The organism is Blastococcus jejuensis (genome assembly GCF_039534705.1).
GTDB classification, from domain to species: domain Bacteria; phylum Actinomycetota; class Actinomycetes; order Mycobacteriales; family Geodermatophilaceae; genus Blastococcus_B; species Blastococcus_B jejuensis.
In genome coordinates this window covers 13,030-27,531 of the sequence record NZ_BAAAVV010000016.1, presented here as the reverse complement: position 1 = coordinate 27,531, position 14,502 = coordinate 13,030, and the positions used below count along the sequence as shown (strand labels likewise).

General features: G+C 71.1%; 13 protein-coding genes. 10 read left to right on the top strand and 3 right to left on the bottom strand.

Going from position 1 to position 14,502, the window contains the following annotated elements; all coding sequences use genetic code 11:
- Window positions 1-127 precede the first annotated feature (127 nt).
- The 5 genes from ABD644_RS20700 (at window position 128) to ABD644_RS20680 (ending at window position 6,970) form a co-directional block, all read left to right on the top strand.
- Complete coding sequence (locus tag ABD644_RS20700) at window positions 128-610, top strand: (2Fe-2S)-binding protein (RefSeq protein ID WP_344690954.1); 483 nt, start codon at window positions 128-130, stop codon at window positions 608-610.
- Window positions 607-3,099: a xanthine dehydrogenase family protein molybdopterin-binding subunit gene (locus ABD644_RS20695; protein WP_344690953.1), complete on the top strand. Its 2,493-nt coding sequence runs from the start codon at window positions 607-609 to the stop codon at window positions 3,097-3,099. The genes ABD644_RS20700 and ABD644_RS20695 overlap by 4 nt, the downstream gene beginning before the upstream one ends.
- Window positions 3,096-3,950 (top strand): FAD binding domain-containing protein, encoded by an 855-nt coding sequence (locus ABD644_RS20690; protein ID WP_344690952.1) that lies wholly within the window; start codon window positions 3,096-3,098, stop codon window positions 3,948-3,950. The genes ABD644_RS20695 and ABD644_RS20690 overlap by 4 nt, the downstream gene beginning before the upstream one ends.
- A gap of 93 nt (window positions 3,951-4,043) precedes the next feature.
- Entirely contained in the window at window positions 4,044-4,961 is a 918-nt protein-coding gene (locus tag ABD644_RS20685; protein WP_344690951.1) for an SRPBCC family protein, read from the top strand.
- 611 nt (window positions 4,962-5,572) lie between these two features.
- The gene (locus ABD644_RS20680) at window positions 5,573-6,970 is read left to right on the top strand and encodes a Fic family protein (protein WP_344690950.1); all 1,398 of its coding nucleotides are present in this window, start codon (window positions 5,573-5,575) and stop codon (window positions 6,968-6,970) included.
- A gap of 7 nt (window positions 6,971-6,977) precedes the next feature.
- Here ABD644_RS20680 and ABD644_RS20675 read toward each other — a convergent pair whose 3' ends face one another.
- Genes ABD644_RS20675 through ABD644_RS20665 form a run of 3 tightly spaced genes read right to left on the bottom strand, consistent with a single transcriptional unit; the run spans window position 6,978 to window position 8,946 of the window.
- The gene (locus ABD644_RS20675; RefSeq protein ID WP_344690949.1) at window positions 6,978-7,610 is read right to left on the bottom strand and encodes an alpha/beta hydrolase family protein; all 633 of its coding nucleotides are present in this window, start codon (window positions 7,608-7,610) and stop codon (window positions 6,978-6,980) included.
- Complete coding sequence (locus ABD644_RS20670; RefSeq protein WP_344690948.1) at window positions 7,607-8,272, bottom strand: HAD-IA family hydrolase; 666 nt, start codon at window positions 8,270-8,272, stop codon at window positions 7,607-7,609. The genes ABD644_RS20675 and ABD644_RS20670 overlap by 4 nt, the downstream gene beginning before the upstream one ends.
- Complete coding sequence (locus ABD644_RS20665; RefSeq protein WP_344690947.1) at window positions 8,269-8,946, bottom strand: DedA family protein; 678 nt, start codon at window positions 8,944-8,946, stop codon at window positions 8,269-8,271. Before ABD644_RS20665 ends, ABD644_RS20670 begins: the two co-directional genes overlap by 4 nt.
- A 72-nt stretch (window positions 8,947-9,018) precedes the next feature.
- On the opposite strand from ABD644_RS20665, the gene ABD644_RS20660 reads away from it, so the two are divergent.
- The 5 genes from ABD644_RS20660 (at window position 9,019) to ABD644_RS20640 (ending at window position 14,378) form a co-directional block, all read left to right on the top strand.
- Window positions 9,019-10,317, top strand: coding sequence for an amidohydrolase family protein (locus tag ABD644_RS20660; protein ID WP_344690946.1), 1,299 nt, complete (start codon window positions 9,019-9,021; stop codon window positions 10,315-10,317).
- 150 nt (window positions 10,318-10,467) lie between these two features.
- A complete protein-coding gene (locus ABD644_RS20655) occupies window positions 10,468-10,845 on the top strand; it encodes an ArsR/SmtB family transcription factor (protein WP_344690945.1) in 378 nt (125 codons plus the stop codon).
- A complete protein-coding gene (locus ABD644_RS20650; RefSeq protein ID WP_344690944.1) occupies window positions 10,842-11,327 on the top strand; it encodes an SRPBCC family protein in 486 nt (161 codons plus the stop codon). Before ABD644_RS20655 ends, ABD644_RS20650 begins: the two co-directional genes overlap by 4 nt.
- Before the next feature lie 83 nt (window positions 11,328-11,410).
- A complete protein-coding gene (locus ABD644_RS20645) occupies window positions 11,411-12,922 on the top strand; it encodes a TldD/PmbA family protein (RefSeq protein ID WP_344690943.1) in 1,512 nt (503 codons plus the stop codon).
- 76 nt (window positions 12,923-12,998) lie between these two features.
- On the top strand, window positions 12,999-14,378 hold the full coding sequence (locus tag ABD644_RS20640; protein WP_344690942.1) for a metallopeptidase TldD-related protein: 1,380 nt from the start codon (window positions 12,999-13,001) through the stop codon (window positions 14,376-14,378).
- The last annotated feature ends 124 nt before the right edge of the window (window positions 14,379-14,502 follow it).

The following is a 14,502-nucleotide window of genomic DNA, read 5'->3' as shown; positions in this document are numbered from 1 at the left end:
GACCCGTATCCGCGGATCCGGTGGTGCCCCCGCGCGCGATGGCTCTGGACGCACCCCTGCCCCGTTGACAGACTCCGCTCAGCACCCCGGCAGTGACCGGGGCCACACCTCAGAGCGGAGGTCTTCCTTGACGCACATCAGCGTGCGGGTCGATGGAGCGTCGTACACCGACGACGTCGAACCGCGGACGCTTCTCGTCCACTACCTGCGGGAGCAGCTGGGCAAGGTGGGCACCGTCGTCGGGTGCGACACCAGCAACTGCGGCGCCTGCACCGTGCACCTCGACGGCGAGGCCGTGAAGAGCTGCACCGTCTTCGCCGTCCAGGCCGACGGCAGCGAGGTCACCACCATCGAGGGGATCGCCCCGCAGGGCGGCCTGCACCCGATGCAGAAGGCGTTCCACGAGATGCACGGCCTGCAGTGCGGGTTCTGCACCCCGGGGATGATCATGGCCTCGATCGACCTGGTGAACGACAACCCGAACCCCAGCGACGACGAGGTCCGCGAGGGCATCGAGGGCAACCTCTGCCGCTGTACCGGCTACCAGAACATCGTGCGCGCCGTGCGGCAGGCGGCGGCCGAGATGAACCCGGCGGGAGGCCAGGCATGACGGTCACCGAGGACGCCGCCGCTGTCGCCCCCGCCAAGGAGGTCGGCCAGGCGCGCAAGCGCAAGGAGGACGCCCGCCTCATCACGGGCAAGACCACCTGGACCGACAACATGGTGCTGCCGGGGATGCTGCACCTCGCCGTCGTCCGCAGCCCCGTCGCGCACGCCAAGATCCGCAACGTCGACGTCAGCGCGGCCAAGGAGGCGCCGAACGTCGTCGCCGTGTTCACCGGCGCCGACTTCGCCGAGGAGCAGGGTTCGCTGCCCTGCGCCTGGCCGGTCACGCCCGACATGGTCAACCCCGGCCACCCGTCGATCGCGGTCGAGGAGGTCAACCACGTCGGCGAGGCCGTCGCGGTGATCGTCGCCCGCAGCAAGGTCGCGGCACAGGACGCCGTCGAGCTCGTCGACGTCGACTACGACCTGCTCCCGGTCGTCCTGGACATGGAGGAGGCGGTCAAGGACGGCGCGGACCTCTGCCACGACCACATCGAGAGCAACAGCAGCTACCACTTCGTGTTCGACTCCGCGCAGGTCGGCACGGGGGGCGACGTCGACCAGGCCTTCTCCGACGCCGAGGTGGTCGTCAGCCGCCGGCTGATCCAGCAGCGGCTGATCCCGGCGTTCATGGAGCCGCGCTCGGTCGTCGTCCAGCCGCAGGGTGACAACTACACGATGTGGTCGGCCACCCAGATCCCGCACATCCTGCGGGTGATGGCCGCGATGGTCACCGGCATCCCCGAGCACAAGCTGCGCGTGGTCGCCCCCGACGTCGGCGGCGGCTTCGGTGGCAAGCTGCAGGTGATCCCGGAGGAGATCCTCTGCCTGATGATCGCGCGCCGGCTGGGCAAGCCGGTCAAGTGGACCGAGACCCGCAGCGAGTCGCTGATGACCGCCCACCACGGCCGCGACCAGATCCAGTACATCGACATCGCCGCCGACCGCGAGGGCCACATCAAGGGCCTCAAGGTGCGCCTGCTGGCCGACATGGGCGCCTACCTGCGGCTGATCACGCCGGGCGTGCCGGTGCTGGGCGGGCTCATGTACCCGGCGATCTACAAGGTGCCGGCGTTCCGCTTCGAGTGCGACGGCGTTTTCACGAACAAGGTGCCCACCGACGCCTACCGCGGAGCCGGCCGGCCCGAGGCCACGTTCGCCATCGAGCGGATCATGGACGAGCTCGCCGTCGAGCTGGGCATGGACCCGCTCGAGCTGCGCCGCAAGAACTGGATCAACGCCGACGAGTTCCCGTACACCACGGTCGCCGGTCTCCAGTACGACAGCGGCGACTACGAGATGGCCACCCAGCAGGCGCTGGACCTGCTCGGCTACGACGAGCTCCGCGAGGAGCAGCGTCGCCGCCGGGAGTCGAACGACCCGGTCCAGCTGGGCATCGGCTTCTCCACCTTCACCGAGATGTGCGGCCTGGCCCCCTCCCGGGTGCTCGGCTCGCTGTCCTTCGGGGCCGGTGGCTGGGAGTCGGCGTCCATCCGGATGCTGCCGACCGGCAAGGTCGAGGTCGTCACCGGCTCGACGCCGCACGGGCAGGGCCACGAGACGGCGTGGAGCCAGATCGTCGCCGACCAGCTCGGCGTCCCGTTCGAGGACGTCGAGGTGCTGCACGGCGACACCGCGATCTCCTCGAAGGGTCTGGACACCTACGGTTCCCGGTCGCTGGTGGTCGGCGGCACCGCTGTGGTGAAGGCCGCCGAAAAGGTGGTGGCCAAGGCCCGGAAGATCGCCGCGCACCTGCTGGAGGCCAGCGAGGACGACCTGGAGTTCTCGGGCGGCAAGTTCTCCGTCCGCGGCACGCCGGGCACGGGCCTGGGCATCCAGGAGATCGCCCTGGCGATCTTCGCCGCGCACAACTACCCGGAGGGCATCGAGCCCTCGATCGACGCCGAGGCGACGTTCGACCCGGAGAACTTCTCCTTCCCCCACGGCACGCACATCTGCGCCATGGAGGTCGACACCGAGACCGGGTTCGTCAAGATCCGCAAGTACGCCTGCGTCGACGACGTCGGGGCGATCGTCAACCCGCTGATCGTCGAAGGTCAGATCCACGGCGGGCTCGCCCAGGGCATCGCGCAGGCCCTGTACGAGGAGGCCGTCTACGACGCCGACGGCAACCTGACCACCGGCACCTTCGTCGACTACCTGGTGCCCTCGGCCAACGACCTGCCGCACTTCGACACCGGCAACACGGTGCACGAGGCGACGAGCAACCCGCTCGGCGCCAAGGGCGTCGGGGAGGCCGGCTGCATCGCCAGCACGCCTGCTGTCGTCAACGCCGCGCTCGACGCCGTCCGGCACCTCGGTGTCTCCGACATCCGCATGCCGCTGACACCCGAACGCGTCTGGCGGGCGATCCACCAGGGCGGTGACGGCGGGGACCGCGCCACCGCCGGCATCAACGCCTACGGCGGGGCCTCGACCGAGACCACCACCGGGGAGTCCACCGACGCGTCGTCGCTGGGAGGGGACCGATGATTCCCGCACCGTTCGCCTACGCGCGTCCGAGCACGGTCGACGAAGCCCTGCAGGCGGTCGCCTCCGGCGGCGAGGACGTCAAGATCCTCGCCGGCGGGCAGTCGCTCATTCCCGTCATGCGGCTGCGGCTGGCCGCGCCGGAGACCGTCGTCGACCTCACCCGGGTCGCCGAGCTCCGGGGCGTCCGGGACGACGGCGACGCGATCGTCATCGGCGCGATGACGACGCACTCCGACGTCCTCTCCGACCCGCTGATCAAGCAGTACGCGCCGCTCATCGCCGAGGCGACCGAGACGGTGGCCGACCGTCAGGTGCGCCACCGCGGCACCTTCGGCGGCGCGCTGGCGCACGCCGACCCCGCCGGCGACCTGCCGGCGGTCGCGCTGGCCCTGGACGCGGAGTTCGTCATCGCCGGGTCCGGCGGGCGGCGGACGGTGCCCGCGGCGGACTTCTTCGTCGACTACCTCACCACCGCGCTGGAGGAGGGGGAGATCCTCGTCGAGATCCGCGTCCCCAAGCGCGAGGGCTGGGGCATGCACTACGAGAAGTTCAACCGGGTGGCCCAGGCCTGGTCGATCGTCGCGGTCGCCGCGGCGGTCCGCCGGGAGGGCGGCCGCATCGCCGAGGCGCGGATCGGGCTGACGAACATGGGCCCGACGCCGATCCGGGCCTCCGGTGTCGAGGAGGCACTGACCGGCGCGGACGCCACCGCGGAGGCCGTGGCGGCGGCGGCCGCGCGGGCCGCCGAAGGCACGAGCCCGAGCAGTGACCTCAACGCCCAGGCCGACTACCGTCAGCACCTGGTCACGGTCCTCACGCGCCGGGCGGTCACCGCAGCCGCCGGGCTGTAGCGTCCGAACCGGAACCGGTCAGTACTCGTCCGTCTCGCGGTCGGCCCGCCCTCACGGGGGCGGGCCGACCGTGTCGCCTCTCGGAGGTCAGCAGTGCAGCTGGAGAACTCGTTCACCGTTCCCGTGCCCGTCGACGAGGCGTGGCGGGTGCTCCTCGACATCGAGCGGATCGCCCCGTGCATGCCGGGAGCCGCGCTCGACTCCGTCGACGGGGACGACTTCACCGGCCGGGTCAAGGTCAAGCTCGGACCGATCAACCTGACCTACCAGGGCAAGGCGTCGTTCATCGAGAAGGACGAGGCCAACCACAAGGCGGTCATCGACGCCCGCGGCAAGGACCAGCGCGGCAACGGCACGGCCGCCGCGGTCGTCACCGCGAACCTCAAGGCCGAGGGCTCGGTGACCCGCGTCGACGTCCTGACCGACCTGAACATCACCGGCCGGCCGGCCCAGTTCGGCCGCGGGGTGATGACCGACGTCGGCAACAAGCTGCTCGGCCAGTTCGCCGACAAGCTCGCCGCCCAGCTCGGCGAGGGCACCGCCGAGGGCCAGGCCGAGCGGGCCGAGACCGCGGCCGCCGAGGCCGCCGCCACGGCGGCCGGGGCGGTCGAGGAGATCGCCGCCTCGGCCGAGCAGGTCGAGGGCAACGGCGCCGCCGCGAAGGCGGTCAAGAAGACCGCGGCGGCCACGAAGAAGGCCGCGGCCGCGGCGACCGACAAGGCGCTGGAGGAGAAGCCGGCCAAGAAGGCCGCCCCGGCGAAGAAGGCCGCGCCCAGCGGCCCGCCGACCGGCACCACGGCCCCGCCGACCCGGCCCGCGACCGGCGCCCCCGTGCGCACCCTGCCGACGACGACCCCGCCGGCCCGACCCCGGCCCCAGGCCGAGCCCGAGCCGATCGACCTCCTCGAGGTTGCCGGCGGCGCGGCGATGGCGCGCTACGCGGCTCCCGCGGCGGGGATCCTCGGCGTGCTGCTGCTGATCTTCCTGCTGCTGCGGCGCCGCCGTCGCTGAGAGACCCGCTATCGGGCCCTCATTCGTCGCGAACTAGGGCCGCCGGCCCTTCGGACCGGCTGACGGGAAGGCTGAGCCGTTCGTCCTGCTCGGCTGCCAGCTCCTGTCGCACTCCCCCCCGCGCTCGTCACGTGTCCGAAGGTGATCCTTCGGGGTGGAGCTGCTGTTTTCCCGGCGACCTGCGGTCCCCGCTCGGCTGTCGCGTCGGACATCGCGCGCACCGACCCGGTCACCGAGGCCCGCGGAGTTGTGCTTCGCGCCGAGCTCGACCGGCTCGCGGCGTGGCCGGCTGAACTACCGTCCTGTAACTGCGCCTGCCCGCTCCTGCAGTGGCCTCCCGCCGGATGACTAGTAGCGGTCGAGCGCCGCAATGCGGCGGCCTGCCTGACTCGGGATCCCGCCCGACCGCACCCCAGCTGCCGCTACCCGGCCGGCTGGGCCGACCTCGTACGGGAACTGACTGGCTATTGATGCATCCTCGTGTTGCCGCGATAGCGTGGCTTCCTCCGTGCCGGAGCAGGGCTACTTCCCTTTGTCGAGAAGTGGGTTGCCCCACCCCGAGCAGCCTAGCTATTGTTTGCTGTCGGTTCAGAAGGAGAGTGCAACCCAATATGGCAGCCCCCGAACTGGCTGAGTATGAGCCCTTTCCATCGTTTGAAGAGTTCACCGAAGTCGATTTCGACGACACCACCTTCTCACAGTTTGCGGACATCCTAGAGCAAGCTCGCGCAGCCGCCACGAAAGAGCAGATGGCGGCTGCCGTGGAAAAGGCTACTAAATGGGCTGCGATTGACACGGGGGCGATCGAAGGACTCTACGAGGTTGATCGAGGTTTCACGTTTACCGTTGCGGCCGAGGCGGCCGCGTGGGACAACGTGCACCTCCAGAAGGGTGAGTCTGTAGAGAGAGCGATTCAGGACGCGCTCAATGGATATGAATTCGTATTGGATGTGGCAACGCAAAGCAGGCCAATTACCGAGACGTGGATCAAAGAGTTGCACACGGTAATCTGCGCCTCGCAGGATACGCACGCAGTAATCACGGCGGCTGGAAAGCAGGACCATCCGCTCCCCAAGGGTAGCTATAAGGCTTTTCCAAATAACCCCCTGAATCTCGCCGCCAATCAGATTCATGGGTATGCGCCCGTCTCGGATACGCCTGCCGAGATGCATCGACTAATTCAAGAGTTGAATAGCGAGGCGTTCGCGACCGCTCACCCAGTAGTTCAAGCGGCATACGCGCACTACGCCTTTGTGTGCGTTCATCCGTTTGCGGACGGAAACGGTAGGGTGTCGCGAGCGCTCGCTTCTGTGTACCTCTACCGGTCGCCAGGCGTCCCGTTGGTGATCTTTGCGGACCAAAAACCTGCCTACCTGGATGCTCTCGAAGCTGCTGACCGCGGTGCCTATCGGCCCTTCATTCACTTCATCGCCGATCGGGCCGTGGATGTCGTGCGAATGGTGTCTGCCGATATGCGTCGTCAACCCCGCCCCAGCGTGAGTGACCGCATGCAGGAGATGCGGCGGGCACTCTTGGGGCGAGGCGGTTTGCCGCACGAGGAGGTTGATGCGCTCGCATCCTTGCTCTTTGACGAGTTCGTCGCTGCTCTCGATCGGGCCATGGTTTCGAACCCCGTTGAGCACCCGCTGTCGATTCGGAAGGGATTCGCTAGCGGATCCGTTGCGAGATTGGAACCGTATCGCAATCCGCCCAACTCGAGAATCCTTCAGTTGGAAGCGAAGTCTGCCCCGCCCGCGTCCGCGAAGATCACCCTTGCGTTTAGCTGCATGATCATGAAGGGGCAAGCAGATGGCCCCGACTTCGTAATCGTCGGTGGAAGCCCCGTCGCCGTGGTTGAAGAAGCATTGATTCGCGACCTGCAGCCGACGGTGAGTCCAGCACTGACCTACCGGCTTGACGTGATGGCGGAGGACATAGTGCTGGGTCTTGTGGACCGGACGGTCGCTGCCGGCGCCGAAACCCTACGGAAAACGGGATACAGCGACTAAGGCGTCGTCAGGCCTGGGCCGTCCGTAGAAGTTCACCCAGCCAGGACAGCGCGGCCGCGGCGACCACGTCGACGTTCTTCGTGAGGGCGTGGTCGCCGGGCACGCCGTAGACCGAGGCGTGCGCGTGCCCGGCCAGCGCCGTCGCCACCTCCTCGGGGCCGCCGAAGGCGTCGGTCTCGCCCTGGACGACGACCAGCGGCACGCGGACCGAGGTCAGCTCGTCGGCGCGGCTCTTCTCGGGCCGACCGGGTGGGTGCAGCGGGAACGCCAGCGCGAGCACCCCGGCAGCGCCCTGTTCCGCCGCGGTGCGGCAGGCGACCCGCGCCCCCGCGCTGCGCCCGCCGAGCACGAGCGGGCCGGTCAGCAGGTCGTCGTCGCGCAGGGCCGTGAGCACCGCCGTCCAGGCGACGTCGAGCCGGGCCGGAGCCGGGGCGATCCGTTTCCCGGCCACCCGCCAGGGCTGGTCGACGCGGTGCACCCGCCAGCCGTCCTCCGCCGCCGCCGCGGTGACGGCCAGCAGGTCACCGGAGTCGGTCCCGCCGCCGGCGCCGTGGCCGAGGACGAGGGTGCCGCGCGTGCCGTCGCCGGTGGTGTGCGCCCGGGCCGGACCCAGCGGGGTGGCGATCTCCCGCGCGGTCACGGGAGGTCGAGCAGCGCGTCGACGGCGGCGCCGAGATCGGCCGCGGCGACGTGGGGAGCCGCGTACACGGCCGGGTAGCTGCGCTCCGCGCGCGGGAACCACGCGCCGGTGAGCCCCGCCCGCTGCGCGCCCAGGACGTCCCAGCCGTGGGCGGCGACGAGCGCGGTGCGCTCCGGCGTCGTCCCGCATCTCCCGACGGCCCAGAGGTAGACCTCCCGGCTGGGCTTCCAGGCGCGGATCTCCTCGCTGGAGAGGCACCGCTCCACCAGCGGGCTGATCCCGCCGCGCTCCAGGGCGGCCTCGGCGACCCCGGGGGAGCCGTGCGTCAGCGTGACGACCCGGACCCCGGCGGCGGCGAGCCGACGCAGTGCGGGCTCGACGTCCGGGTGGGGGCTGAGCTCGCCGAACGCGTCCGCGATCCCGGTCCGGACCGGTCCGTCCAGATCGCTCACCTGGGCCAGCGCGGCGTCGAAGGCGTCCCGGAACCGGCACCAGTCCCCCAGCGACGCGGCGGCGATCCCGGTCAGCAGGGTGCGGGCGAACACCGTGGGCAGGAGGGATTCCGGTTGTCCGGCCTCGACCAGGGCGGCGCGGACCGGGGCGAGGTCGAGCAGCGTCTCGTTGACGTCGAAGGCGACGACCTGCGGGCGCTGCCGGGTCATGCTGCCTGGTCGCGCTCGTCGGTCGGCAGGTCGGCGCCCGCCGTGGGCGGGCGGCGCAGCTTCCCGGTCGCCTTGCGGTAGACGAACCACGCCACGGCCAGGACGACGACGGCGACGACCACGTAGTCCAGGTAGCGCAGGTTCGCCTGGATGAAGTCACCCGCCGCCACGCCCAGGCTGACGAGCACGGTGTTCCAGATGAGGCTGCCACCGGCCGTGAAGAGCAGGAACTGGCCCAGCGGCATCCGGACCACCCCGGCGGGCACCGAGATGAAGCTGCGCACGATCGGCACCATCCGGCCGAAGAAGACCGCCGACCGGCCGTGTCGCCGGAACCAGTCGAAGGTCTTGTCCACGTCGGCGGTCTCCACGAGCGGCAGCCGGTCGAGGAACGCGTGCGAGCGGCGCGGGCCCAGGGCGCGGCCGACGTAGTAGAAGAAGACCGCACCCACGAGCGAGCCGAGGGTGGCGAAGAGGATCACCGGCACGATCGACATCCGGCCGTCGTTGATGAGCACGCCGGCCAGCCCCAGCACCGCCTCGCTCGGGATCGGCGGGACGACGGTCTCGGCCAGGATGCTCAGCCCGACCCCGACGGCCCCCAGCCTGTCGACGAGGTCGAGCAGGAAGCCGGTGATCCCGCCCTCGTCGGACGCTGCGGCGAGGAGATCCATGCCCCCACCGTATCCGCGAGTCCTGGGAGTCGCCCGGACGTCGGGGAGGCGGGCGGCGCTAGGTTCGCCGGCATGCCGCAGCGCTTCACCGCCCGTGCCGTCGTCGTCGGTGACCGCGCCGGCACCGTGATCCCCGCCGCCGTGCTGGACGTCGCCGACGGCCGGATCGCCTGGGTCGGCCCCGCCGCCGAGGCGCCACCGGCCGCCGGCGCCGAGGTCGTGGAGCTGCCCGGTGTGCTCGCGCCGGGGCTGGTCAACGCCCACTCGCACGCGCCGATGGTGCTGTTCCGCGGCCAGGGCGAGGGCCTGCCGCTGGACCGCTGGCTGCGCGAGGTGATGTGGCCGCGGGAGGCGCGGCTCACGCCCGAGGACGTCGAGGTCGCGATGACCGCGGCGTCGGCCGAGCTGCTCGCGAACGGCGTCACCACCAGCGTCGAGATGTACTTCCACCCCGAGCGGATCGCCGCCGCGGTGCGGGCGACCGGCGCCCGCGCGGTGATCGCCACGCCCCTCCTGCCGCTGCCGGGGATGCCGCCGATGGAGCAGCAGCTGCGCGAGGCGGTGGCCCTGGCCGCCTCCGGGCCCGACGACGGCACGATCGAGTACGGCCTCGGGCCGCACGCCGCCTACACCGTCCCTCTCCCGGTGCTGCGCGAAGCCGCGGCGGCAGCCCGGGAGCACGGCCTGCTGCTCCACCTGCACGTCGCCGAGACCGCGACCGAGGGCGACGACCTGTTCGCCGCGCACGGCCTGTCGGTGCCGGTGCTCCTGGCCGCCCACGACGTGCTCGGAGGACGGGTGCTCGCCGCGCACTGCGTCCACATGGACGACGGAGACCTGGCCGTCTGGCAGGAGCACGACGTCGCCGTCGCGCACTGCCCGGCCAGCAACGCCAAGCTGGCCAGCGGGATCGCGCCGCTTCGGGCGATGCTCGACCGCGGGATCCGGGTGGGCCTGGGCACCGACGGCCCGGCGTCGAACGACGGGCTGGACCTGTTCGCCGATGTGCGGCTGGCCGCCTCCCTGGCGCGCCTGGTCGGGGCGTCGGCCACGGCGCTCACCGCACCCGAGGCCCTGTGGCTGGCCACGGGCGGTGCGGCCGACGCGATCGACCGACCCGATCTGGGGCAGCTCGTCGCGGGCCGCCGGGCCGACCTCGTGCACGTGGACACCCGGGATCTCGTCTTCGAGCCGGTGCTCTCCCCGGCCGACCTGACGGCACACCTGGTCTGGTCGGGCGGGGGGCGGTACGTCCGCGACGTCTGGGTCGGGGGTGCGCAGGTGGTCCGGGACGGGGCGTCCACGCGGGTCGACGTCGAGGCGCTGCGCGCCGACGTCGCGGCGCGAGCCGCCCGCCTCGCGGCCGGCTGACCCCGGAGCTTTCTGTACAGAAAGCTCGACCGCCGGGCTGAGCTTCCTGTACCGAAAGCTGAATCCCCTCTTTTTCAACCGAACGGTTGACCACGCTGCGGTCGAGGGCTAGCGTCCTTATCAACCGAGAGGTTGAACAAGGAGGATGCAGTGGCGGCAGATCCGCTCTCCCGGGTGTTCTCGGCCCTGGCCGACCCCACCCGGCGGGACATCGTGGCACGGCTCGCGGTCGGCGATGCCACGGTCAACGAGCTCGCCGCGCCCTACGACGTGACCGTCCAGGCCGTCTCCAAGCATCTCAAGGTGCTCGAGGACGCCGGCCTGGTCAGCCGAAGCCGGGAGGCCCAGCGCCGGCCGGTCCATCTCGAAGCGAATGTCTTCGACCTCATGACCAAGTGGATCGAGCGGTACCGGCGGCAGGCCGAGGAGCGCTACCGCCGTCTCGACGACGTCCTCCGGTCCATGCCGGACGACGTCAGGCCGGACGGGCGGTCACCCACCCCACACCAGGAAGGACAACCGACATGACCAGCACCACCCACCACGAGACCCAGATCGTCTCCGACCCCGACGTCCCGCTCGTGAGGATCGTCCGGGAGTTCGATGCGCCCCCGGAGAAGGTCTTCCGCGCGCACACCGACCCCGAGCTGCTCGTCCAGTGGCTCGGCCCACGCGGCATGGAGATGCGGATCGACCACCACGACTGCCGCACCGGCGGCTCCTACCGCTACATCCACTCGCGCGACGGCGAGGAGTACGGCTTCCACGGCTGCTTCCACGAGGTTCGGCCGAACGAGCTGATCGTGCAGACCTTCACCTTCGAGGGGATGCCCGACGGCGTCGCGCTGGAGAAGCTGGTGCTCGAGGACCTCGGCGACGGCCGCACGCGGCTGACCTCGACGTCCTTGGTGGACTCCTTCGCCGACCGCGACGCGTTCGTCGCCAGCGGCATGGACACCGGTGTCGTCGAGGGCTACGAGCGTCTCGACGAGGTCCTGGCCCGCGGCTGACCGCCGCGGTGTGGCGGCAAAATCTGTAGCCGTGCGAACAATCTGGTCGTGTCGGCGCGGATCCGGCTGGTAGACAGGGCGCCGTGCCAGCCGCCCGCGCCGTCGACGAGTCCTTCCTCGCGCTCCCCCTCTCCGCGCTGACCGACGCCGCCCTCACCCGGGCCGTCGACCTCGGGTGCGAGCACGCCGACATCCGGGTGGAGCGGATCCGCACCCAGACGATCAGCCTGCGTGACGCGCGGCCCGAGGCGTTCTCCGACGAGGAGGACCTCGGGCTCGCGGTCCGGGTCGTGCACGAGGGCACGTGGGGCTTCGCGGCGGGCGTCGTCCTGACCGCCGCCGAGGCGGTCCGGCTGGCGGAGGAGGCGGTCACCGTCGCGAAGGTCTCCGCCGCGGTGAACAGCGATCGCGTGGAGCTGGCGCCCGAGCCGACCTACGACGGTTCGTGGGTGTCGGCCTACGAGATCGACCCGTTCGCGGTGCCGGACGCGGAGAAGTCGAGCCTGCTCATCGAGCTCTCCGAGCGGCTGATGGCCGCCGACGGGGTCGAGCACGTCCAGGCCGGCTGCATGCTGGTCAAGGAGCAGAAGTACTACGCCGACACCGCCGGCACGCGCACCCGCCAGCAGCGGGTGCGCATCCACCCCGAGTTCACGGCGCTGACCGTCGACCGCGCGACCGGCCAGTTCGAGAGCATGCGCACCCTCGCGCCGCCGGTCGGCCGCGGCTGGGAGTACCTCACCGGCACGGGCTGGGACTGGAACGCCGAGCTAGCCGAGATCCCCGAGCTGCTGCGCGAGAAGACCAAGGCGCCGTCGGTCCAGGGCGGCCGCTACGACCTGGTCATCGACCCCTCGAACCTGTTCCTCACCATCCACGAGTCGATCGGGCACGCCACCGAGCTCGACCGGGCGCTGGGCTACGAGGCGGCCTACGCCGGCACGTCGTTCGCCACGGTCGACAAGCTCGGCAGCCTGCAGTACGGCTCGCCGCAGATGAACGTCACCGGTGACCGGGTCGCCGAGCACGGGCTGTCCACGGTCGGCTGGGACGACGAGGGTGTCGCGGGGCAGCAGTGGGACATCGTGAAGGACGGCGTCCTCGTCGGCTACCAGGTCGACCGGAACATGGCCCGGCTGCGGGGGATGCCCCGGTCCAACGGCTGCGCCTTCGCCGATTCCTCCCGCCACGTGCCGGTCCAGCGGATGCCCAACGTGTCGCTGCAGCCGGCGCCCGGCGGGCCCTCGACGGAAGCGATCATCGCCGGGGTCGAGCGCGGCATCTACGTCGTCGGCGACAAGAGCTGGTCGATCGACATGCAGCGCTACAACTTCCAGTTCACCGGTCAGCGGTTCTACAAGATCGAGGGCGGCCGGCTCGCCGGGCAGCTGCGCGACGTGGCCTACCAGGCGACGACCACGGACTTCTGGGGCTCGATGTCGGTGGTCGGCGGGCCGGAGACCTACGTCCTCGGCGGCGCGTTCAACTGCGGCAAGGCCCAGCCCGGCCAGGTCGCACCGGTGAGCCACGGCTGCCCGTCGGCGCTGTTCGAGAACGTCACCATCCTCAACACCGTCCAGGAGGCCGGGCGATGAATGCCCTCTGCCGGCGAGCGCCAGCGAGACGGCAAGCGAGCAGCGCAGCGAGCGCCAGCGAGCGAGGAGCGGAGCGATGAGGCCACAGGAGATCGTCGAGCGGGCACTGGCGGCCTCGGCCGCCGACGGCCAGATCGCCTTCGTCGTCGAGAGCTCGGAGGCCAACCTCCGCTGGGCCGGCAACAGCCTGACCACCAACGGGTCGATGCGCTCGCGGCGGGTCGTCGTCGTCTCGTTCCTCGACGGGGGTGCCGGTATGGCCGCCGGCACCGTCACCCGCACCGGGACGCCCGACGTCGCCGAGCTGGTCGCCGCCAGCGAGCAGGCCGCCCGCGACGCGGGACCGGCCGAGGACGCCATGCCGCTGATCTCCGACGTCCCGCCCGGCGCCGGCGACTGGGCCGCCGAGCCCGCGTCGACGTCGATCGAGGTGTTCGGCGAGTTCGCGCCGGCGCTCGGCCAGGCGTTCGGCGAGGCCCGCGACCGCGGCGACCTGCTGTTCGGCTTCGCCGAGCACCAGCTGACCACGACCTACCTCGGCAGCTCCACCGGGCTGCGGCTGCGCACCGACCAGCCGACCGGGCGGGTCGAGCTCAACGGGAAGAGCACCGACTTCGCCCGCTCGGTGTGGACCGGCGTCGGCACCCGCGACTTCGCCGACGTCTCGGTCGCCGACCTCGCCGCCGAGGTGGCGCAGAAGATGACCTGGGCGCAGCGCCGGGTCGACCTGCCGGCCGGCCGGTACGAGACGTTGCTGCCGCCCTCGGCCGTCAGCGACCTGATGATCTACCTGTACTGGACGATGGAGGCCCGCGACGCCGACGAGGGCCGCAACGTCTTCGCGAAGCCCGGCGGCGGCAACCGGATCGGGGAGCGCCTGGCCGAACTGCCGCTGACCCTGCGCAGCGACCCCTGCGCGCCCGGCCTGGAGACGACGCCGTTCCAGGTCGTCGGCGCCTCGTCGGGGTCGGCCTCGGTGTTCGACAACGGGATGGCCACGCCCGCGGTGGACTGGATCTCCGGCGGCACGCTGACCAACCTGATCCGGCCGCGCGCCTGGGCCCTGAAGACGACGGCGCCGGCGACGGCCGCCGTCGACAACCTGATCCTCGAGGACCCGACGGGCACCGCGACGCTGCCCGAGATGGTGGCGGCGACCGAGCGCGGCCTGCTGCTGACCTGCCTCTGGTACATCCGGGAGGTCGACCCGCAGACGCTGCTGCTCACCGGTCTCACCCGCGACGGCGTCTTCCTCGTGGAGGACGGCGAGGTGACCGGGGCGGTGAACAACTTCCGGTTCAACGAGTCGCCGGTGGACCTGCTCGGCCGGGCCACCCAGGCGTCGCGGACGGAGCGGACGCTGCCCCGCGAGTGGAACGACTGGTTCACGCGGGCGGCCATGCCCGCGCTGCGGGTGCCCGACTTCAACATGAGCAGCGTCAGCCCCGCCAGCTGAGCCAGGACGGTCGTTCGGCGACCTTTCGTCCCACGAGTCCCAGGCGTCACGCGACGCGCCGGGCAGCGGTGGAGTTCCGCCAACCGGTGCGGTCAACCGCTGGGGACAACTGACGGCGACGTAT